The sequence below is a fragment of the Pseudonocardia sp. NPDC049154 genome, assembly GCF_040648315.1.
Lineage (GTDB): Bacteria > Actinomycetota > Actinomycetes > Mycobacteriales > Pseudonocardiaceae > Pseudonocardia.
Genome location: NZ_JBEZDN010000031.1, coordinates 43412 through 65115, shown reverse-complemented (window position 1 = coordinate 65115; position 21704 = coordinate 43412). Strand labels below are relative to the sequence as shown.

The 21704-nt window shown below is 70.2% G+C and carries 16 protein-coding genes and 1 pseudogene; 7 read left to right on the top strand and 10 right to left on the bottom strand.

Annotated elements, in window-relative coordinates; genetic code table 11:
- Positions 1-786: 786 nt before the first annotated feature.
- From AB0B41_RS17630 to AB0B41_RS17615, 4 genes are all read right to left on the bottom strand, one after another.
- The gene (locus AB0B41_RS17630; RefSeq protein ID WP_358204232.1) at positions 787-1248 is read right to left on the bottom strand and encodes an SRPBCC family protein; all 462 of its coding nucleotides are present in this window, start codon (positions 1246-1248) and stop codon (positions 787-789) included.
- Between the two features lie 3 nt (positions 1249-1251).
- Positions 1252-2106 carry an acetoacetate decarboxylase family protein gene (locus tag AB0B41_RS17625; protein ID WP_358204248.1) on the bottom strand — a complete coding sequence of 285 codons (855 nt, stop codon included), beginning with the start codon at positions 2104-2106 and terminating at the stop codon, positions 1252-1254.
- Positions 2107-2319: 213 nt separating this feature from the next.
- A complete protein-coding gene (locus AB0B41_RS17620) occupies positions 2320-4572 on the bottom strand; it encodes an arylsulfatase (protein WP_358204230.1) in 2253 nt (750 codons plus the stop codon).
- A gap of 391 nt (positions 4573-4963) precedes the next feature.
- Positions 4964-7615, bottom strand: coding sequence for a LuxR C-terminal-related transcriptional regulator (locus AB0B41_RS17615; RefSeq protein WP_358204227.1), 2652 nt, complete (start codon positions 7613-7615; stop codon positions 4964-4966).
- A 417-nt stretch (positions 7616-8032) separates the two neighbouring features.
- On the opposite strand from AB0B41_RS17615, the gene AB0B41_RS17610 reads away from it, so the two are divergent.
- A complete protein-coding gene (locus tag AB0B41_RS17610) occupies positions 8033-10282 on the top strand; it encodes a LuxR C-terminal-related transcriptional regulator (RefSeq protein ID WP_358204225.1) in 2250 nt (749 codons plus the stop codon).
- A gap of 154 nt (positions 10283-10436) precedes the next feature.
- Positions 10437-10934: a DUF6325 family protein gene (locus tag AB0B41_RS17605; RefSeq protein WP_358204223.1), complete on the top strand. Its 498-nt coding sequence runs from the start codon at positions 10437-10439 to the stop codon at positions 10932-10934.
- A gap of 421 nt (positions 10935-11355) precedes the next feature.
- Here AB0B41_RS17605 and AB0B41_RS17600 read toward each other — a convergent pair whose 3' ends face one another.
- Together AB0B41_RS17600 and AB0B41_RS17595 are read right to left on the bottom strand one after the other, a co-directional pair.
- Positions 11356-11898, bottom strand: coding sequence for a hypothetical protein (locus AB0B41_RS17600; RefSeq protein ID WP_358204221.1), 543 nt, complete (start codon positions 11896-11898; stop codon positions 11356-11358).
- A 244-nt stretch (positions 11899-12142) separates the two neighbouring features.
- Entirely contained in the window at positions 12143-13048 is a 906-nt protein-coding gene (locus AB0B41_RS17595) for a formylglycine-generating enzyme family protein (RefSeq protein ID WP_358204246.1), read from the bottom strand.
- 448 nt (positions 13049-13496) lie between these two features.
- Here AB0B41_RS17595 and AB0B41_RS17590 point away from each other — a divergent pair, with 448 nt between their 5' ends.
- Positions 13497-14690: an AI-2E family transporter gene (locus AB0B41_RS17590; protein ID WP_358204219.1), complete on the top strand. Its 1194-nt coding sequence runs from the start codon at positions 13497-13499 to the stop codon at positions 14688-14690.
- A 102-nt stretch (positions 14691-14792) separates the two neighbouring features.
- On the opposite strand, the gene AB0B41_RS17585 is transcribed toward AB0B41_RS17590, so the two are convergent.
- Positions 14793-15077 (bottom strand): hypothetical protein, encoded by a 285-nt coding sequence (locus AB0B41_RS17585; protein WP_358204217.1) that lies wholly within the window; start codon positions 15075-15077, stop codon positions 14793-14795.
- Positions 15078-15312: 235 nt separating this feature from the next.
- Positions 15313-15479 (bottom strand): annotated as a pseudogene (locus AB0B41_RS17580) (deaminase); the annotation flags it as partial.
- Positions 15480-16212: 733 nt separating this feature from the next.
- Between AB0B41_RS17580 and AB0B41_RS17575 the strand changes: the two are divergent.
- The 3 genes from AB0B41_RS17575 to AB0B41_RS17565 all read left to right on the top strand — a co-directional run bounded on the left by AB0B41_RS17575 (position 16213) and on the right by AB0B41_RS17565 (position 17832).
- Positions 16213-16362: a hypothetical protein gene (locus tag AB0B41_RS17575; protein ID WP_358204214.1), complete on the top strand. Its 150-nt coding sequence runs from the start codon at positions 16213-16215 to the stop codon at positions 16360-16362.
- Positions 16363-16515: 153 nt separating this feature from the next.
- Positions 16516-16710 carry a hypothetical protein gene (locus AB0B41_RS17570; RefSeq protein WP_358204213.1) on the top strand — a complete coding sequence of 65 codons (195 nt, stop codon included), beginning with the start codon at positions 16516-16518 and terminating at the stop codon, positions 16708-16710.
- Positions 16711-17652: 942 nt separating this feature from the next.
- Positions 17653-17832 (top strand): hypothetical protein, encoded by a 180-nt coding sequence (locus AB0B41_RS17565; RefSeq protein WP_358204210.1) that lies wholly within the window; start codon positions 17653-17655, stop codon positions 17830-17832.
- 344 nt (positions 17833-18176) lie between these two features.
- Here AB0B41_RS17565 and AB0B41_RS17560 read toward each other — a convergent pair whose 3' ends face one another.
- Positions 18177-18659, bottom strand: coding sequence for an ATP-binding protein (locus AB0B41_RS17560; protein WP_358204208.1), 483 nt, complete (start codon positions 18657-18659; stop codon positions 18177-18179).
- A gap of 136 nt (positions 18660-18795) precedes the next feature.
- Positions 18796-19029 carry a hypothetical protein gene (locus tag AB0B41_RS17555; protein WP_358204206.1) on the bottom strand — a complete coding sequence of 78 codons (234 nt, stop codon included), beginning with the start codon at positions 19027-19029 and terminating at the stop codon, positions 18796-18798.
- A 1035-nt stretch (positions 19030-20064) separates the two neighbouring features.
- Here AB0B41_RS17555 and AB0B41_RS17550 point away from each other — a divergent pair.
- Positions 20065-21603, top strand: coding sequence for an FMN-binding glutamate synthase family protein (locus tag AB0B41_RS17550; protein WP_358204204.1), 1539 nt, complete (start codon positions 20065-20067; stop codon positions 21601-21603).
- The last annotated feature ends 101 nt before the right edge of the window (positions 21604-21704 follow it).

The following is a 21704-nucleotide window of genomic DNA, read 5'->3' as shown; positions in this document are numbered from 1 at the left end:
GACCCCGCCACGGGGCGGGCGACCGTTGTGCAAGGGCTGGACGCGGTGCCCCCCGACGCGCGACCGACCGTCCGCCAGGTCAACATCGTCCACCTGGCCTGGGACGTGATGGTGGGCCTGGGGACACGATCACCGGGGCCAGCGCGGCGACGACGCCGACCAGCACCAGGCTGTTCAGCACACTCCCGAGGTTGTCCATCTCCCCCTCGATCTCGGACGGCCTGCACTGTCCCGTGCCCATCCCGGTGGTCGGTCATCCGACCCGGGTGAAGCTCAACTCAATCTGCGGCTGGGGGCGCAAGCGTTCCCGTCCCGATCGTCGCCTCTCACCTCGGCCCCGCAGACGTGCGGACGGACCCGTCGCTGACCCCGGCGTCAGCAGCCCGGCCCATACGGCCAGCCCCACCCGCAGCAGGCGTACATCCCGCAGCAGCTGACGGGGACGCCGGAGTCGGTAGCTGCCGTGTGGGCGTACCCGGGGTGCTGCACCGGGTACTGCGGCGACGGCTGGGCCTGCGGAGCGGGCCGCCAACGCTGCGCCGCCCGGGGGCGTCCGATGTGGGAGTCGAGGCACATCGGAGGACGCGGAGGTCCGCGCGGTCCGCAGAAGTCCGTAAGAGCATCACGAACCGCCGTCAGCGTCCAACGACTGCCAACGGCGTTCGACCAGGTCAGAGGCGGTTTCCTCACCCCCCTCGCCCGTCAGGAAGCTGCCGGGGAAGTTCCGCCTCAACGTGTAGGGGGCGAGCAGACGGGGGCGCAGTGCCCCCGATGGGTACGCCACGATCAGGACCGAACCGGCGGCACGCCCGCTTCCGCCGCCCGGGCGAGTCCCACGGCCGTCTCCTCGTAGAGGCGCCGGAGCATCCACCGCAGCACGCCACCGGTGCCGACGACCGTCGGTCGCAGCGACACGCTCCAGCGGATGTCGGTGCCACCCGCCGGAGTCGGGATGAGGGTGACCTCGGCCGCGTAATCCCTGACGCCCGGCACCCCGGAGAGCATCTCGTAGCCCCAACGGCGTGGCGGCTCGTAGCCGGTCGTGCGCTCCCGGCTCGTCAGCCGCAGCCACGGCAGGCCGCCCACCGGCGGGACCCGGAAGCGGCGGACCTCCCCGAGTTCGTGGCCGGACTCCACCTCCGCCCGGTCGACCGGCGACCAGGCCGTCCACGTGGTGGCGTCGGTCATGATCGCCCACACGGCGGTGGCCGCCGCCGAGGACTGCTCCCGCACCTCGATCTCGAGCATGGCTTACCCGGCGTTGTCCTTCTTCAGATCCTCGATCAGCACCCACTCGTCGGACCTCGTGGACATGTCACCCTGGACGATGAATGCACCCAGCACCGAGTTGCATGGCAGGAGCCGGCCGATCGGGTCCTCCTCCGACGGGAAGAGCTCCATGCTGGCGGCATCGGCGGCGTAGATCTCGGCATTCGTGATGTGCCACGGAGTCCCCACGAGCTGGAGCACTTCAGCCCCTGCGGAGCCGTCGGGGCCGGGCCCTACACCCGGGAAGTGTCGCAGCGCCATCGTCATGAGGACGTAGTCCTGCGGTGCGCCCGTCGGTGGGGGCAGCGGAAGGAGCATGTTGTAGGGGGGCGGCAGCTCGACCGCCTTGTCCGGCGGCAGCGGCACCGAGAGGAGCTTGCCGGATTTGGTGACGCTGGACGAGGCGAGATCGCCGAAGTTGGGGTCCGCCGTCTTCTTCTGTATCGTTCCGCGGGCCATATGACTCAGGAACAGATCGCCGTAGTTGCGCATCGTGATCCGGGCCATCTTCTTGGGATAGCCGCCGAGCTCGCGCCCGGCGAGCAGGGCGGCGTCGTTGTCCACGTAGATCGCCGGCACGTACGCGTAGGGCCGGCCTTCGTGCAGGACCGCGATGGAAACGATCACCTCCATGTACGGCCCGAGATCGCACTCACGGTACTTGGCGAACACCAGGCTCGCCGCGACCTGCCCGGGTAGCGGGGTCTTGATGAGTTCCAGCTCCTTCGGAATCAGCGCGGCTGCCTTTTCCGCGTCCGTCGCGAAGGTGATGGAAACGTAGTCCATGTTCCGATAGTCACATCTCGCTGCGGGATAGGTGGGGCCCCAGTGCGGCATCACCTTCCGCGTGTACTCCGACGGCGGCAGTGTGCCCCTCAGGCCCGGCTCGAAAGCCGGCGCAGTTGTCTGCGGAGCGATAGTGGTACTCATGTCGATTCCCTTCGGTGACGGTTGTCGCGGAGTGCGGCCCGGGCGAGGACGAGTCGTCGTGCCGTCATCCCGCAGCGCTGGCTGCTCGACCGGGACGGCCGACGGTCGGCCTCCGCATCGCTACTGTCGCCCCATCGCCACGCGCATCTCCGCTTCGCTGTCGGTGATCAGATCACCGCTCAGGTCGACGGTCACCTGGTGCAGTACCCCGGTGAAGCGGAACGGGGCGGAATAGTCCGGGTCGACCGGTGCACCGAGGTTCGCCCCGCACGACAGCCCGCCCGGGGAGAGCAGGATCGGAACCGTCACCGGAAGCTCGGCCTCTGCGACGAGTTGCTCGTCGACGTAGAACTGTGCCCGCCCGGGGGCGCCCAATCCGGCTTCGAAGTCCGGCTTCCCCGTGGGCTCGAACTCGAACCGCAGCCGGTGTCTGCCCTCGGGCAGCGGATCCACCGAGGAGACGCGGTGGATGGCCCGGCTCAGGTAGTTGTGGGCGTAGTGCAGCCGCTGGTTCCGGACGTAGAACGTGTGCCCGCCGGTGTTGGCGCCCTGGCACAGCAGCACCCCCTCCGCGCCGCCGACCGGGATCTCCACGTCCGCGGTGATGCTGTGCGGACGGTTGAGCACCCGGGGAGCGACCGAGAACGGCACCGTCTCCGTGCTCGGCCAGAACGTGTAGCTCGTGCGTGTCTCGGTGAGCTGCGGGCGTTCGGTCATCAATCGGGTCACGGCTGTGCCGTCGACGGGCAGTACTCCGTACCGACCCGCCTCGACGTACCACTGGGCGATCAGTTCGATGAGCCTGCTCCGGTTCTTTGAGGCCACGTCGTAGTTCTCCGCGAAATCCTCGGCAGTGTGGTAGAGCTCCCACTGCTCGGTGTCGAGCATGGCCAGGGTGTCGGCCGTGATCGGCGTGCCGAACGGGACGTCGGCCTCGGTGAAGGACGGGCCCGGCCACGGGCAGACCGCGCGCCAGCCGTCGTGGTCGATCGCGCGGTGCCCGATGATCTCGAAGTACTGCGTGCGATGGCGTGTCGGGGCGTCCGCGTCCGCGAAGGTGTGGGCGAAGCTCGTCCCGTGCAGCGGCGACTGGGTGACACCACGGATGGTTGCAGGCGGCTCCAGCCCGAGCACGTCGAGAACGGTCGGCACCATGTCGATGATGTGCACGTACTGTTCACGGATCTCGCCGCGCGCCGCGATGCCGGCCGGCCAGTGCACGATGAACGGGTCACTGACCCCGCCACGATAGGTCTCCCGCTTCCACCGGCGGAACGGGGTGTTGCCGGCCCAGGTCCATCCCCACGGGTAGTGGTTGAAGGTGAGTGGCCCTCCCAGCTCGTCGAGCTTGGCCAGACTCTCCTCGAGCGGTTCCGGGGCGTTGTTGAAGAACTGCGTCTCGTTCGTGGTGCCGTTCGGGCCACCCTCGGGGCTCGCACCGTTGTCGGACACGAGCATGACGAGCGTGTTGTCGAGCTCTCCGATGGTCCGCAGGAAGTCGAGCAGGCGGCCGATCTGCGCATCGACGTGCGTCAAGAAGCCCGCGAACACCTCCATCATCCGCGCGGCGAGCCTGCGAGCCTCCGGCGTGAGCGAATCCCACTCGGGCACATCCGGATCGTGCCTCGACAGCTCGGCGTCCGCCGGGATGACCCCGAGCTCCTTCTGCCGCGCGAACACCTCCTCGCGGTAGGCGTCCCAGCCGGCGTCGAACCGCCCGGCGTAGCGGTCGGCCCACTCCTTGGGCACATGGTGCGGAGCGTGTGTGGCCCCCGGGCAGAAATGCAGGAAGAACGGCTTGTCCGGAGCCACCTGCTTCGCGTCCGCGACGAACGAGATCGCGTGATCGGCCAGGTCCTCGCTCAGGTGGTACCCCTCCTGCGGAGTACGCGGCGGCTGCACCAGGTGGTTGTCGTAGACGAGATCGGGATACCACTGGCTCGTGTCCCCACCGAGGAACCCGTAGAAGCGATCGAAGCCGCGCCCCAGCGGCCAGCGGTCGTACGGCCCCGCCGCCGACTCCTGCTCCGACGGCATCAGGTGCCACTTTCCCAGCATGTACGTGTTGTAGCCGTGTTGCCCCAGCATCTCCGGGAGAAAACCGTTCTCGAACGGGATGTTGCCGTCGTAACCGGGGTAACCGGTCGCCAGTTCCGTGATCGCCGCCATTCCGTTGGAGTGGTGGTTGCGGCCGGTGATGATGCAGGAGCGCGACGGCGAGCAGAGCGCAGTGGTGTGCATGCGGTTGTAGCGCAGCCCGCCGGCCGCCATCGAGTCGATGTGCTGGGTCGCGATCGGGCCGCCGTAACACCCGAGCTGCCCGAACCCGGTGTCGTCCAGGACGATGAACAGCACGTTGGGCGCTCCGGGCACCGCCCGAACCGGCTGCGGCCACGCAGGACTCGACTCATCGGTCGTCCGTCCGATCCGCCCGGGGAACGTCGTCCCCGACTTGTACTCGCGCAGCCCCATGCGACCGTTCCTTCCGCTTGTGCAGCCGACGGTCGGCTCCTCGATGAACTGACCCAATGCCCTCGGCCCGGACGCGTCGCCACCTGCCGTGGATGACCCCGCTTGGGCTACGGCGGGTTTCGCGCCGTCGCGAACCGGCGTGGGCGCGGCGGAGGCGCCGATCCGGCATGAGGTCGGCGAGAGGTCTCTGCCTCGAGGAAGACGAGCCGGGCGCGGGGCCGGCCCCTGCGGCGGGTCACCCGGGCCGCGGGTCCAGGCCGACCGCCATGAGGCGCACCGTGGGTGCCACCCCTCAGCTGGAGCGCCAGCTGGTGACGAGGAGGCCGCGCTCGTGGGCGGAGCGTACGGCCATCCGACGGCTACTGACGCCGAGTTTCGTATAGATCGACCGCAGGTGGCTCTTGACGGTGTTCACCGACACGGTCAGGTCGGTGGCGATCTCGTCCAGCGAGAGCAGCGACGGCAGCAGGCCGAGCACGGTGATCTCCCGCTGGCTGAACATCGTCTGTCGCTCGTGGTGACCGGCACCTGCGACGAGCACGCGCCGGGCGAAGGCGTCCGTGTCGCCGAAACTGCCGTGCAGGCGCGCGAGCAGCGCGTGGACGCTCGGGCCGGCCTGGGTGAAGGGTCGCACCGTGTCCAGCGGCTCTGCGGTGACCAGCGCGGCCTGGAGCGCGCGACGGGCGGCCGGCTGATCGTTCGTGGCGCTCGCGAGGGCCGCTTCGAGCAGAAGGGCTTCGACGCGGGTGTGCGGGAGCAGCGCCGGCACAGATCCCCCGAGGACACGGTGCACCCTCACCCGGGCGGGCTGGATCCTGCCGCAGGCTGCCTCGGTCCATGCTCGCATCAGCACCAGCTCTGCGTTGCTCCCGGTGCGTTCCGTCAGCCAGCCCTGCACGGTGCGGGCCGCCGTGGTGTGCCCGAGCAGCAGGGCTGCGCGAAACTCCAGCACCGCAGCCGATGCGGCCTGCTCCGCAGGCGTGCGGCGCTCGCCGATCTGTGTGCGCGCATGCTGCAGCTCCGCCAGCCCGCCCGCGCGGTCTCCGCAGTCGAACGTGGCGGCGCCGTGCACCATCTGCAGCGCGAACCGCAGCAGTGGCGGTGAGGCGACCGGTCCGAGCGCGAGAGCCTGTGCAGAGCGGTCCCGGGCATCAGGAGCCTCGCCGCGCAGCAGTGCGCAATAGGCGAGCATCGCGGATGCGGTGGCAGCCGTCATCGTCCCTTCCCAGTGGCGGCCGGATATCGCCGCACTGGCCTCGGTGCCCAGTGCCTGCATCGCGCGCAGGTCTCCGGAGACACCCGCGATGACCCCCAGCAGGACCTGGCACTGCATCGACAGGTAGTCGAAGCCGTTCCGGCGGCCCAGCGCCAGAGCGATCTCGAGATCGGCGCGCGCGCCTGCCCGGTCGTCGTACTCACGCAGCAGTGCGGTGCCCCGGCTCAGTCGCGCGAGTGCCTCCAAGGGGGGTTCGGTCGGCAGTTCGCCGATGTCCGTCGTCCCGGCCGCGACCCCGTCCGAGGATGCGGACGGTGACACCGTCGCTCCGGGCGAGACCGTGGCCAGTTGCTCGGCGGCCGCCCGCAGCACGGTGAGATCTGCCGTGGTCCGGCTCGGCCAGAACCGTCGTGCGTCGCGCAAGTCGGCTTCGGCCTCCGGCGTGTCGCCGGCCTCGAGGTGGGTCAGAGCTGAGGTCAGGGCCAGGAAGGGGTCGGGCGCTGTCGTCTGCGCGGGCAAGCTGCAGAACGCTCGCCGTAGCGGGGCGTGCTCTCCGCTGAGGATCAGCGGAACGGCGAACCGGTGCAACAGGCCGGACAGCAGGTGGTGGTCGCCGGCGCGGCGTGCGTGGTCCAGGGCGCGGACGGGCCGGTCCTGCCCCGCCCACCAGCGCGCCGCTCCGGCGTGCAGCTCGGCGACGCGCGTCCGGCTCCGACGCTGCAGGTCGGCAAGCAGGTAGGTCCGCAACAGCTCCTGGATGCAGTAGGTGTCGCGCCGCGGCCCGGTGGTGGAGACGAGTGCAGTGTGGTGTTCGAGCCTGTCGAGCACACTGCCGGCGTCCTCCCGGCCGGAAAGGTGTACGGCAAGGCCGGACGGCATGAGGTCGCTGATACTGATGGCGCCCAGAAGCAGCCGGATGTCCTCCGGAAGGTCGGAGATGATCTCCTCGGCGAGGTAGTCGGCCACCGATCGCTCATCACCGGAGAAGTGGGCAAGGAAGCCGTCCCGATCGGCGGCCTCGGCCACGGCCTGCGCGGCGAGGCGCAGGCCTGCCGCCCACCCGCCGGTACGCCGGTGCAGCATCTGGACCTGTCCGCGGGCGAGATGGACGTGTGACCGCTCGAGCAGGCTCGCCGTTTCCGCCTCCGAGAACCGCAGTTGTTCGGCGCGCACCTCCCACAGCTGGCCCGTGAGGCGCAGCCGGCGCAGGCCCAGGGGTGGGTCGAGCCGGCTGGAGAGGAAGAGCCGCACCCCTGCGGGGCAGTTGCGGATGAAGGCCTCGACGCCCTGCAGGACCTCGCGGTCGACCAGTTCGTGCACGTCGTCGAGAATCAACCTGATCGGGTGGGGCAGCCGCTGCAGGACGATCCCGAGTTCGGCGAGGAACTCCGATTGATCGGCAGGCCGTAAGGCCCGGGGTGCGTGCAGACGGATGTCCGACGGGACGGACGGGCAGGCCGCGACCGCAGCGATCACCGATGCCCACAGTCGCGTGGGATCGTTGTCGTCGCAATCCAGCCCCACCCAGGCGACGTCTCCCGCAGTGCTGTCGAACACCCAGTCCGCCAGCAGCAGCGTCTTGCCGTAACCGGCCGGGGCACAGACCAGCCCGACGTCCGCCGGGTCTGCCGCCTCGAGGTCCGCCCGGAGTCGCGCCCGCGCGACGAACTCCCGCGGAAGTTGCGGCACTGTGATCTTCGCGGGCGGAACGAGCGAAATCGGCAGCATCTCAGGCCTCGTGCCCCTCGCCGTCTGACTTGATGCTCCCGGGAGAAGGAGCCGGTGACTGTGGCCGATCGTCGAACTGCCCCCAGGAGGCTCGACAGAAGCCCCGTTGACCGCTCCCTGGTCACCCCCTGTGGTCAGTCACGTGCCCGACCACTGACGCCACGGCCACCGCGACCACGTGCACGCGGTTCGCCCTTGTTCGCGGTCCCGCCGATAGTGCTGCGATCTCGCGGAGGGGACATCCCCCGCCGTGGGGGAAGTCCTGTCGTCGGACGGGCGGCGGATCTGCGGTCCTCGGGCCTGGCGTCCCCACGTCGACGTCAGCTCTCTGCCGACTTCGACCGTGGCCGGTGCCGGTGCATCGATTCGTACGTTTCGAGGACACCCCGCACCCATGAGGCCGCCTACGCTTCCGTCATGGAGAAGGTCACCGTCGGGAGCCCGCCTCCTCCCTACGGAGGCCCCAGGCTCGGTGGACCGGTCGTCACTCCCCACTTCAAGCTTCGGCCTCCCGTCCCGCGGGCGGGCCAGGTGCGTCGGCTGGCGCTCCTTGATGACCTCTCCGCCGGACCGTCCGAGCTCGTCCTGGTTCTGGCCCCGGCCGGGTTCGGCAAGACGACGATGATCTCGCAGTGGGCAGCGGACGCCGACAGGCCGCTGGCGTGGGCGACGACCGGCGAGACGGACAGTGATCCCGTCGTACTCATCTCCACGCTGATGGCAGCGCTGACCGCCGGCGGGGCAGGCGTGGTTCCCCTGCCCGGTGTCCTCACCGGCGATGAGCCCGCCTTCTCACGCCGCGTCCTCCCGCAGTTCCAGCGCACGCTCGAGTCCATCGACCGGGCCGTGACACTGGTCGTGGACGACGTGCACGCCATGGCCGGGACACGTCCGGCCGTCGTCCTGGCCGCCGTACTGGACGCCCTACCGGCAGGGTCCGAGCTGGCCCTGGTCGGGCGTTCCCGCCCCGACCTGCCGGTCGCGCTGTGGCGCAGCCAGGGCCGGGTCCGGGAGGTCGGGCCCGACGATCTCGCCTTCGACGTCGACGAGGCCTCTGCGCTCCTCGCGCAGCTGATGGGATCGGATCCGCCGAAGGGGCTCGTCACGAGCATTCTCACCGCAACGGCCGGCTGGCCGGTTGCGGTCTATCTGCAAGGGCTCGCAGCCGCACGGGGTCGACTGCGTCCAGCGACGACCTCCACCGCGCTCACCGACTACCTGGACGCCGAGGTCCTCGGCCGCGTCGATCAGGACCTGCTCGACTTTCTGCGCCGCGCGGCCATCCTCAGCACGCTGTCGGCGTCGGCCTGCAACGACGTTCTGGGCGTCCGGGATTCGCGGGCGATGTTGCGGTCGGCGGAGCAGTCCACGCTGCTGGTCAACCGCCTCCACGGAGGCGACGGGTTCTACCGCCTGCACCCGCTGCTCCGGGACCGGCTGACGCGCGACCTGGAGGAGGCCGAGCCGCAGGAGGCCCGCGCCGTGCGGGCCCGTGCCGCTCGATGGTGCGACGCCCACGACTACGCCGATGAGGCCATCGCGCACGCTGCACGCTCCGACGATCTCGCCCTGCTCGGATCCCTCGCATGGAAGCACGCGCCGGCAGCCTTGGCCGTCGGCCGCACCACGACCGTCCGCGGCTGGCTCGCCCGAGTCAGTGAGAGCGACGTGATCGCGACGCCCAGCCTGTGCATCACCGCGGCCTGGGCGGCCGTCGGGGCGGGCGAGGGCGCGGATGCGCTGCGCTGGGCGGAGGCCACAGCGAGGGCGCTGGGGCCCGACTGGGAGGGTCATCTCGAGCGCTCGAGCGTCGAGGCGTCTCTCGCCCTGCTCTTCGTCATCCCGGGTATGGACGGATACGAGGTCTCCGCGGCCCGGGTGGGACGCGCGCACGCCGCCCTTCCGATCACGCACGTGTTCCGCCCGCTCTCCCTCATGTTCCAGGGAGCTTTCCTGGTGCTCAGCGGTGATGTCGACCAGGGGATCGAGCACCTCGAGCGAGGCCAGGAACTCTCCGAGTCGCTGACGCTGGGCACCATCTGGGCGGAGTGCGCCAGCATCCTGGCGACCGCCCACGCGCAACGCGGCGCCTGGCCGCAGGCCGAGGAGTCGGTCGCGGTCGCCCGGCGTGTGTGGACCGAGCAGGACCTGCGGGACGTCAAGACCACGACCCTGGTGATGTCGGGGGTGTCGGCGTTCATGCATGCCCGTTCGGGACACAGGGGCCTCGCCGGCGCGGACGTTCGACGCGCCCGAGCGGTCCTCGCCGGCGTCTCGCCCGTGGTGCCGTGGGTGAGCGTCCTGGTCGAGTCGCTCATCGCGAGGACGCACGTTCTGCTCGACGACCGGCCGGCCGCCCTCGCCTCTGCCAGGCGTGCCCGTCAGTTGCTCGACCGACTCCCGCCGTCACCGTTCCTCGAGGAGCTCACGGAGTCCGCGGAGCAGGCGATCAGCCGCTCGGACGAGCTCGCGCAGCTCAGCCAGGCCGAGCTGCGAGTGTGGCCGATGTTGCTGGGTCGGCTCACGGTGGTGGAGATCGCGGCTCAGCTCCATCTCTCGCCGGAGACGGTGAAGAGCCACGTGGCCTCGATCTATCGCAAGCTCGGGGTGTCCACACGGCGGCAGCTACAAGAACTCGCCGACGCACGCGGCACGCCCGACCGCTGACCCACACCTTCGCAGACGAACCCCCCCGTGAAGGGGGATGCGGACTCGATGCGGCCGGACGAGAGTCTCCGCGTGGCGACGTGGCCCCGGCCGCGAGCTGCACGAGCACCCGCCTTCTGCCTTGCTCGGCAGTGGATGCAACGGAGGTAGGCGCATGACACCCGGCGTGGACCTGCTCGGACCTGTCGACTGGATCCTGGTGGAGTTTCCCGGCAACAGGTTCAACGGCGAGATCGCTCCTGCCGTGGCCGACCTGGTCGACAACGGCATCGTCCGCGTCCTGGACCTGGTCATGATCCGCAAGGACGACGACGGGCTCGTCGAGGCCGGCGAGATCGCTGATCTCGGTGACGGCGAGGTCGGTCAGCTTCGCCCGTACGAGACCCAGCTGGCGATGTTGCTCAGCGAGAACGACGTGGCGGCGATCGCCGAGGCGGTCGAGCCCAGCTCCTCGGCGGCAGTCCTGGTGTGGGAGAACTGCTGGGCCGCGCCGTTCGAAGCGGCCGTGCGCCAGTGCGGTGGGCAGATCGTGGCCAGCGGTCAGATCCCGACCCAGGCGTTGCTGGCCGCCCTCGAAGAGGACAGCCACACGCTCGAAGAGGACAGCCACACGCTCGAAGAGGACAGCCACAGGGAGAGAGCGGGTGGCTGACATGCCGCTCGCCGCGCGACGAGTACGCCGGGCCGGACTCGTCGGTCCAGCACCCGTTGCCCGCACTGCCACGCCCACGGCCGCGGCGGCGGTCGTGGCCCACGAGGTCGGCCGGCGCGTGGATCGGCGGAGGACCGCCGCGGCGACAGGGCGGACCGGCGGTCCTGAGGCGGACGGCACCCGCCCGGGCGCAACCTGAGGGGGCAGGCGGGCCCGAGGCCAGGTTCGTCGCCGTCCGAGCGCGGCACGGCGGGCCGGCCAGGGCGATCCCGCCAGCCGTCGTTCCGGCCGGACGGAATCGCCGTTCCTCTTGCCTCAGTCGCGGCGGTCGCGGCGCCGAGCGGTACGCCTGGCGGTTCGCCGGGCGACCCTGCGAGATCCGAACATGTCCACCTCCTTCAGCTTCAGGTCGATCGTCCGGTCAGGTCGGAACGGGCGCCTGCTCCAGACTGTGCATCACGGCTGCGTCCTCGGCGGAGATCAGCCCGATCTCGATGAGGTCCAGCGGGCTGATGAACCCGTCGGAGATGCGGAACCCACCTGCGCGCATGATCGCGTCCCGCAGCGGAACGGCCCAATGGTGCTCGAGCAGAACGAGTGCGGCCGCTGAGCCATTGGGGATCTCCCCGAGCACGTCCCACGCTTCTTCGTCGGTGAAGACGCTGATTCCGTCCGCCGCCGCCTCGGCCCCCGCCTCGGCCCCTGCCTCCGCACCGGGCTCGCCCTCGAAGCCCAGGCCGACCAACGCGCCGACCTTGCTGCCGAGCTCGACCGCCTCGTCGGTCGACAGGTTGCTGAGGTGCATGACCTCCATTTCCCCCTCGGCGTCCTTGTAGACGGCGAGCGCGTCGATCACCCGGACGGTGTCACTTTCCCTCAGTCGTTCCAACTCCGCGATGATCTCACCGTGAAAGTCCGGATCCTTGAATCCGAGGACGATGAGTTGGACGGGTCCGATCGCCATGATTTCCTCCTCTCGTCTCACACCGACGCTCCGCAGGGCGGCGAAGCCCGGCCGGCGGAACGCGGCTGTGGCAGCCTGGCGAACGTCGTCCAGGGCCGCCTCATCCTCAACAGGTGACAGATCGCGCCGGCACTGCCGAGTGGGTCGCGGCGACAGGGGTCGCGGCGGCTGGGGTCGCCGGCGCCGGGGCGAACGCTCTGGCATGGCGGTGTGCGTCGTGGGGTCACTGTCTGCGGACCCGGGATCAGCCACCCGATGCTGACGCTCCCGAGCTGTCGACCAGCGCCGACGGCACGTCGGAGGCCATGCGGAAACCGATGTTGCCGGCGCTGCCGTCGGGGGAGTTGGAGCTGCGTGCGGCGCACCGGTAGCGCCAGCAGTAGGACTCGTGGCAGAGGTAGGAACCACCTCGCATGCTCCGCCCACCAGGACGGGTGGGGCCGAAGCGGTCGGCGCACCACTCCCACACGTTCCCGGTCGCGTTGTGCACGCCGTAGCCGTTGGCCGGGAAGGCGTCGACGGGCGCGGTGCCGACGTAGCCGTCCTCCCCGGTGTCGTGCTCGGGGAACCGGCCTTGGAAGACGTTCATCCTGTGCTCGCCGGCCGGAGTCAGCTCCTCTCCCCAGGGGAACCGGGCCCGGTCGAGACCGCCCCGCGCCGCGTACTCCCACTCGGCCTCGCTCGGCAGCCTCCCTCCGGCCCAACGGCAGTAGGACCGAGCGTCCAACCACGACACGTGCACGACCGGGTGGTCACCCCGGCCGTCGATGTCCGAGGTACCCCCCGCGGGTCTGCGCCACGAGGCCTGCGGCACCTGCCGCCACCACGGCGCTGCGGCCACCGCGCGCGTCGGCGGGAAATCATCGGGTAGCAGCCCGCCGAACACGAACGACCACCCATCCCGCTCGGCGGTCGTGAGGTACCCGGTCGCAGCGACGAACGCCGCGAAGTCGTCGTTGCACACCGCGTGCGCGGCGATCCGGAAGGCAGCGACGTTCACGGGTCGCGGCGGGTCCTCCCCGTCGGCGGGGTAACGCTGCTCGCTCGATCCCATCGTGAACACGCCTCCCGCCAGAGCCAGCAACGGGGGACCTGCCGAATCGGGCGGGATGGGGGCGACCCCGCACTCGTCCCTCGCAGCCGCGTCCACGCCACGGTGAGACCCCGCGACGCAGCACACGGGCGCGACGCCCCGGGCGTCATGCGGCACGGTCATCGCCGCACCATGCGAGCCCCGCCCCGGAACCCGCATCGCCTCTTGAGGATGGGCTTGCCCACAGGACGGCCAGGGCAGCCGATCACGGTGCAGGTTGGACAGCAGTTGTTCGCGCTCGCCGCAGGCGTCGTGCCGGTGGGCCGAGCGCATGGCGTCATCGTCGCCCCTGCTGTCCGAAGCTCGGCGAGGAGTGGTCCTGCGCCCGGCAACGCCCCGACCGTCGTCTGTAAGGTGCCGCCGGGGAGGCGGCGCGCCGCAGCGGCCGGGGTGACCGGCTCGTGTGGGGCCCGGCTTGATGCGATCAGAGGCCGGCGGTAGTACGAATGGCCTCCTTTCCATTGGGTGACGACCACTGGTCCGGGCTGTTCCTAGTGTCAGGCAGATGACGAGTTCGGCTGCCACTCCTGTGAACGGGGCGTCAAGCGCATCCCCGAACGGCGCGCGCCCAGCCCGACCTCGTGGCCTCCCGCGGGCACTGGAGGTCCTGCTCGGTGCCGCCGCCATCGTCGTGGTCTTCGTCGGCGTGCGGGCCATCGCGTGGCTGATAGGACCGGCGTTCCTGGCACTGATCATCGTCATCGCAGTGGCCCCGGTACAGCGCTGGCTGCGGACCAAGGGCTGGCCGGGGTGGGCGTCGACCCTGGTGGTCGTCCTTGCCGTCTACGCGATAGTGCTGTCCCTCGCCCTGGCGATCATCATCTCGATCGCGCGGCTGGGAACCGAGCTGCCGAAGTACGCGAGCGAGGGCAGCGCACTGGTCAACTCGGTCACCGCACAGCTGGCCAAGCTGGGTGTCGGACCCGACCAGATCAAGCAGGCGGCCAGCTCGCTCGACCTCGGCAAGCTGACCGAACTGATCGGCGGCCTGCTGAGCAGCGTGGCCGGGTTGGCGAGCAACTTCGTGTTCCTGATCGCGCTGCTGCTGTTCCTCAGCGTCGAGTCCAGTGGCATGCCGGACCGGATGGCCGACATCGGCGCCGACCGGCCGACCGTCGTGGAGGCGCTGACGAAGTTCGCCTACGGCACTCGCCAGTACCTGCTGGTGACGACCGTCTTCGGGTTCATCGTCGCTGTGCTCGACACGATCGCGCTTGCCATCATGGGTATCCCGCTGGCCATCACCTGGGGTGTCCTGGCGTTCGTCACCAACTACATCCCCAACGTGGGGTTCATCCTCGGCGTCATCCCGCCGGCGCTTCTCGGGTTGCTGACCGGCGGGCCCGGGTTGATGGTGGCCGTCATCGTCGTCTACTGCGTGCTCAACCTCGTGATCCAGTCGTTCGTCCAGCCCCGGTTCATCGGCGACGCCGTCGGACTGTCGACAACGGTCACGTTCGTCGCGTTGGTCTTCTGGGCCTGGCTGCTCGGCGGACTGGGGGCGATCCTGGCGATCCCGCTGACGCTGCTCATCAAGGCGCTGCTCGTCGACATCGACCCCAAGGCGGGATGGGCCCACGCGTTCCTGCGCTCCGCGGGTAAGACGCCCGACCCGGACGCACAGCCCAAGGTCAAGAAATCCAGGAAGTTCCGCCGGCACACGCTCGAACCTGCACCGGAGTCGCCTCCTGCCGTGTGATCGGAACCACCTGACGGGGTGGGTCGACCGGGGCTGGTCACAGCCGGCAGAAGCCTGCCGTCGTGTCCGGCGGCAGGCATGTGCACTGCGCGATCGATCGGGTCAGCCGCCGATCACGGCCAGTCCGCGCTGGAGATCCTCCAGGTTCATCGCGGGCACGATCTCGACCACCGCGCCCATCCTGTACAGCGGCTCGCTGATCTTCGGGAGGTGTCCCGGGTCGTCCAGGTCGAAGACCGCGGTCCGCTGACCTCGCAAGGGCGCGAAGTAGGTCGCCTCGGGCTTGATCATCTCGACCGTCGCCTGGATGCTCTTGGCCATGTCGCCGCTGGCGATGGCCTCACTTCCCTTGTCGACGTCGGGCTGGGCTACGAGCAACATGCGCATGACGGACCTCCGTCCTGGCGGTGGGCGACTCGCACCGTGACCTGGTGTCGGAGGATGCGACGCGAGTCGCACCGTGATGGCGTGACAGATGAATCCCCGGTCACCGAGACCATGTCGGCCTTCGCGTGGCACTTGGGGCCGCCGACCGTACCGCGCCCCGCCGAACTTCCCTTTCGTCACTACGTGGAACTATGCGTCCGCGCCGCGGCCGAGTCGCCGTCGCCGCGCCGGTGGTCTGCGCGAACGCGCGGTAGGTGGTGGCCCCGAACACCATCCGCTGCTCGTCGTCGTACAGGGAGAGGCGGTGGTCGAGCAGCTCGGGGCCCGGCTTGCCCCAGTAGCCGGTCCGTTGCCGGTGGCGGCGCCGAAGCCGTCGAGGCTGGAGAAGACGTCGAAGGTGTATCGGAGCCGACGCTCAACTCGCCAGGCTGCTCCGCATTGACGCGCGTGAGGTTCACCACGCCCACGATCGCGGCGAGGCCGAGGCTCTGTTGGCCCAACGCCCGCACCGGGTTCGGCGAGAATACGAGCTTCCCTCGGCCGGCCACGCGCCGAGCTTCACCCGGACAATGATCACCGACGCGTGCACGGAGTGGGCCCTCGCTCACGAGCTGGACCGCGCCTAGCTCGTCGCAAGCGAGCTGGTCAGCAACGCCTTCGAGCACGCAACCGGCGACAGCCGGCTCCACCTCACACTCGACCAGAGAGGACTGACGATCGGGGTCAGCGACGGGTCCGTCCGCACGCCGAGCCCGGCCCGTCTCACCATGGGGCGCCCCGACCCGGCCAAGTTGGGGCTTCGAGTCATCATCAACCTCAGCGACGCCTGGGGCGTCAGCCAGCACGCCAACGGCAAGACCATCTGGGCCCTGCTCCGGACTACACCCGCAGGCACCACCTGAAGCCGGCAAACTGCTCGAACATGCCCGACTCGTAGTGCTGCCCACCGGTGCCACCCCTGAAGGTCGGCACGGAGTCGGTGGCTGCCTTCGAACAGCCTCGACCCGGGAGAGGCCGGGGTTCTCCTTGATTGGCGTTCTCGGTGCCCGGGACGCTGCTGCTGACGACGACCCTGCTGCTGAGAAGATCCGGCGGTCGCGCCAGCGATCGGCGATCTGGCCAACACCGAGACGCCGTGAAGATGTCCCCGGTGGCGACGCTCGTCGCGGTGCTGCTCGGCGGAGCCCTGCTCGCCCTCGTCGGCGCGCTGGTCACCGTCCCCATCGCGGCCGGCGCGCAGCTCGTCGTCCAGGAAGTGGTGCTCCCGCGACTCGACGAGGCCTGAAGGCCGGCCCGCGGCCGGCCGCTGCACAGCTCGCGATAACGCTGCAGTCGGGCGGACGGACGCTCGAGCACCTCGGCGTCGAGCTCGGCCGCATGCCTCTCGCCGAGGACAGGCGCGACGTGCAGGCGGACGATGTCCTCGTAGCGCTCCAGCGTGGTCGGCTCGATCTTGGCCACCTCGAGCCAGCTCCGCGGCGCGGGTCAGGGCGCGCTCGGCCTCGAGAGCCGTGGATACCGTCTCGACCAGGTAGCGGCGCTTGCGCCTCAGTGGATCGGTAGCCTCCGGATCTCCGCGCTCCTCGACAACGGGCTCTACCTCGGCGTGCTCGTCGCCGCCGCCGGCTTGTGACGTGTCATGGGCACGGCGGACGAGCGCTTCCCCGAAGTCTCTCAGGAGGCGTAGGTGTCGCGCCGGGGTGTGACCGTTCGCGGCGCACGATCACCCGCATCTCGGTCGGCCAGAGTACCAGGTTCATCAGGCCGGTTGCCTTGATGACCTCTGCCCCGGGCCGGGGCTCGCCGTCAGCGTTGTAAGCGGGCTGCCAGTCAGAGGCGGGCAGGGTGGCGAGCTGGTCGACGACGCCCTGGGTGAGGCCGAACCCGACCGAGTAGGACAGACGCCGGCGGTGGAGCCGGTCGAAGAGCACGGGGGAGGCCCTGGCCCCGTCGACCCGGACCAGGCATTCCGGCCGGCCCGGGCGCGGATGACGGTGATGTGGTCCCCGGCGCTGTTCGACCCGGCGTTGCCAGGTCGCAGCAGCGCGGCGAGGGGCTCCCCGTGCCGGCCGAGCCGCGGTCGCAGAACGCCCATAGGGTGGTGCCCGAAGCCCTTCTGGAACGTCGGTGTCGCGCCTTCCTTCTCGCTGTGGGCAGCGAGCAGGGTCCACGTCGATGGCCAGCGGCGATTCGGCGTCGGCCCGATGGTCGGGGGCCTGGTCAGCAGCCAGCGCCCAGGCCCGGGCCCGCGCGGTCGCGCGGACGTGTCGATGGCCGCCAACGCAGCGGTCGCGTCAGTGGCGAGACGGTCGATCGTGCGGGACACCGTCGGGTCCGAGGCGATCAGCCCGAGCAGGGCGGGTTCGGCGCGCGGCAGCGCAATGTCGGCTCGGCACTCCCTGGCCCACTGCGAGCCCGAGGGCGAGGTCGAGCACACCTTCGCCGGGTCGTGCGCCGCGAGCCGCGGCCGCCACGGTTCAAGCGCCGTCGACCTGATCGCCGTGACACGCGTGATCGACGACCTCAGCCGAGCGGGACCGACCAGGTCAGCGTGGTCCCGTGGAGTTCGCGGGGGGTGCGGGGTGAAGGTTCCGCCGCGGCGTTCGGCGCGGCGGCGCAGGTTGTCCAGGCCGCTGCGCTGCGCCGCGGGCCCGATTCCGACGCCGTCGTCGCGCACCTCGAGGGTGAGCCGGTCCGCGACGGCGGCACGGTGGACCTCGGCGGTGCGGGCCCGGGCGTCTGGGTGCTCATGTGAACGGCGGCTGAACCGGGCCTCTGGCGACGCGCGGGTTCGAGGGCAGATTCGCTCGCCCGGTCGCGGCGCCCGCGGCGGCGATGTCCGGGCAGGCGCTCGACATGGCCAGCACCGCCCACAGGTTGACCGCGCCTGGCTCCGGCCACGGGTCACACTCGGCGGCCAGCCGCCGCCAGTAGATGATCAGCGCCTCGTTCGCCGCGGCGATGGCCCGCGGGTCGAGGTCGGCGCCGTAGCCCGAGAAGAGGTTCCCGGACAGGTGCCGGTCCCCGGCAACTGCTCAGTGTGGGCTCGGACCGCTGGAACGACCAGCGGGCATGTAAGGCACCGACGGTGGGTCCACTTCACGAAGTAGACGAGTTCCCGTCGCGCAGCCCCGCCGCGGGGCTCACTGCCGAGGAGGGGCGGTCCGGCAACGGATGCCGCAGAAGTACCCGCGTCCCTCGTGCGTCGTAGTGGATCAGAACGGACCCGATGAGCCGTTGCATCATCTCGATCCCGCGGCCCCGTCCCGCGGGTTCATTCGACGGAACCAACCATAGTCCGTGGTCACTGATCTCGACACAGAATGAGGGCGGCTCGGTCCAGAAGGTCAATTCGACGCTGTCGTCGGCAGTGCTGGGGCGGTAGGCGTGTTCTACGCTGTTGCTCGCTGCCTCGCTGACGGCAAGCACCACGTCGTCCTCGGCGTCCTCCGTCAATGACAGCGGCGCCAACCAGCTGCGCACCTGCTCACGCAACGGTGCCAGTTGGCCGGGATGCGCAGGCCAGGTCTGGCGGACGAACTCGAACGCCTCGCGCCCTTCGGCGGATTCTGCCTCGCGCATTGCTGTCCCCCGACCATCCGCGGATGCGAGCCACCGGGGTCTCGGGCGACGCTCCGGAAGCGTACCCGTCGGTGCCGTTCCTCGCAGGTGGAGGACACAACGGCAGCCATTGACAAGCCAAGGCCTCGACCCGGTCTCACCCTGCGTCGTACATCGCTCCGTGCCCGCGGCGGTGCTCGGCCACCAAGGTCAGCTCCGGTAGCGAGTGGACCGGGCCGTCGGCACACAGGACCGCGTCGGTGAGCTCGAACAGCGCATCTGCCCGCGCCGTCAACGACGCGTAGAACTCCTGCCGGAACCCGGCGAGATCAACCCACTGGACCGGGGTGTCACCGAGCACCACCGGCCCGGCACAAGCCACACTAACCACCGCGGCCACCGCTTTCGTCTTCGAGCTCTGTGAGAGGAACCCGAAGAGGATCAAGCGGTGGCCGTGCCCATGTCCCGCCGACACGCCGCCCGAGCAGCATCAACCTGCTGGCAGCGGCCTCGGAGGGTTAAAGATCAAGTTCAGGGCCCGCACCAGATTCTGGCGCCCGTTGGCCTGTGGCCGGATCAAGCCCCAGCGGCTCCGCCGGGCGCTGGCCGGTCTCCCGTTGCCCCGTGCCGCCGACAGGCGGATCGTGCTCGCGGTGGATGTCAGCCCGTGGCTGCGCACTGGCTGCGCGGGGCCTCGGTCGCCAGCTCGTGCATGTGGACGTAAGAGGCGACTGCGGCGACCGCGGCGACAACCGAGACCGAGGCAACGGTGACAACACGGATCCAGCGCGGAGGCGGCCTGCTCATCGCGGATCACCTTTGAGGTCAGTGCGACCGTGATTCGCAGAGCCGATCGGCGGAGCCAGATGAGCCGTGTGCTCAGAGATTCGCGCAGCTGTGACGAATACGCTGCGCGGCGCGCACATTGCGCACGCGTTACGCAGCCGACCTGTGAGTTGTCGCGATTGTGCCGACTGAGAGCCCGCTGCTGCGTCCGCAGCTCTCGCATCGAGTTGCCCTTGGACAGAAGGCCGTGTTATAGGCTCGGTCTGAAGTCGGGCTTGTTGAGAGCTGTGGCTGCCTGTTGCGCTCGGATTGTGCGCCGGCGTTGGGGAGGATGTTCGCGGGTCAGCCTCCTGGGGCTGATCAAGTCCCCGGCCGGTGTCAGCAGCACCGCGCCCGGGGGCGTCCAACATGGATGGTGAAGGTCCGCGTGTAGTCCGCAGAGTCCCTGAAAAGTCCGTCCCTCTACCGCTCGGCGCACCCAACTGCCATCGGATGCCGCTAGAGGATTCTCCTGGTCAGCCGTCTACCCGCCGATATCGCTGCAGGTGAGACCTGGGTGGTGTCGTCTACAAGTTCGAGAGCTGACGGCGCGAAGCCGCAGGATCTGCGGACCGCCCGCGGACGGTGCACACTTCGCGCTGTGGGATGGGGCCGGTGGCTTCCGTGGGCGGCCGGGTTGGGCATCGCGGCGCACGACCTGGTCCAGCGGCAGCATGCGCTGCTGCGGAACTTCCCGGTGCTCGGCCACGGCCGGTACCTGATCGAGGCGGTCGGGCCGGAGCTGCGCCAGTACGTCGTGGCGGGCAACGACGAGGAGCGCCCCTTCAGCCGGGACCAGCGCCGGTGGGTCTACGCCTCCGCCAAGCGCGAGAACAACTACTTCGGGTTCGGCACCGACAACGACGTCGAGCACACCCCCGGCTACGTGATCATCAAGCACCGCACGTTCGGCCGGACCGCGCCCGCACACCCGCACCCGCAGGGCGAGGACGCGGTGTGGCTGCCGTGCGCGAAGGTCCTCGGCGCCGCTCGCGGCCGGCGCGCGGCCTTCCGGCCCGAGTCGGTCGTGAACATCTCCGGGATGAGCTACGGGTCGCTGTCCGGCCGGGCGATCGAGGCGATCAACCGGGGAGCCGCGGCCGCCGGGTGCCTGCAGAACACGGGCGAGGGCGGGATCGCGGCGCAGCACCGGTGCGGCGGCGAGCTGGTCTGGCAGATCGGCACCGCCTACTTCGGCTGCCGAGACGAGCAGGGCCGGTTCGACCTGCAGCGGCTCAAGGACGGCGTCGCCGCGGCGCCGGTGCGCGCGCTGGAGATCAAGCTGAGCCAGGGCGCCAAGCCGGGCCTGGGCGGCCTGCTGCCCGGGGTGAAGGTCACGGAGGAGATCGCCGCGGTCCGCGGGATTCCGGTGGGCAAGGACTGCGTGAGCCCGTCGCGGCACACGGCGTTCCGGGACGCGGACGAGCTGCTGGACTGGGTCGAGCTGCTGGCCGACGAGACCGGCCTGCCGGTGGGGATCAAGTCCGCCGTCGGCGACATGGAGTTCTGGACGGAGCTCACCGACCTGATGACCCGGACCGGCCGCGGGGTCGACTTCGTGACCGTCGACGGCGGCGAGGGCGGGACCGGCGCCTCCCCGCTGGTGTTCACCGACTCGGTCGCGCTGCCGTTCCGGCTCGGGTTCAGCCGCGTGTACCGGGAGTTCGCGCTGCGCGGCCTGCACGAGCAGGTGGTCTTCGTCGGGGCGGGGAAGCTCGGGCTGCCGGACAACGCCGTCGTCGCGTTCGCTCTCGGGGTCGACATGGTCAACGTCGCGCGCGAGGCGATGCTCGCGATCGGCTGCATCCAGGCCCAGAAGTGCCACACGGACACCTGCCCCACGGGAGTCGCCACCCAGAACCGCTGGCTCGCTCACGGCCTCGACCCGGCGCTGAAGTCGGCCCGGCTGGCCAATTACGTCCTGACCCTGCGCCGCGACCTGGGCAAGGTCGCCGAGGCCGCGGGTGTCGAGCATCCGGCGTTGATCACCACGGACGACGTCGAGATCCTCGACGGCCAGACCGTGGCCCGGGGCCTGGGCGAGGTGTACGACTACCGGCCCGGCTGGGGGCTGCCGGCGCGCCGGGACCAGGAGGAGATCGTCGCGTTGCTGCGGGAGGGCCGGCCCGCTCCCGTCTGACCAGGCGCCTGGGGACGCCGTGCCGACCGTCGCGAGCGGGGGCAGAGATACCGGAGGCGCCGTGCTTCTGCGCTCTCACAGGGAGCGGCGAGCGGGATGCG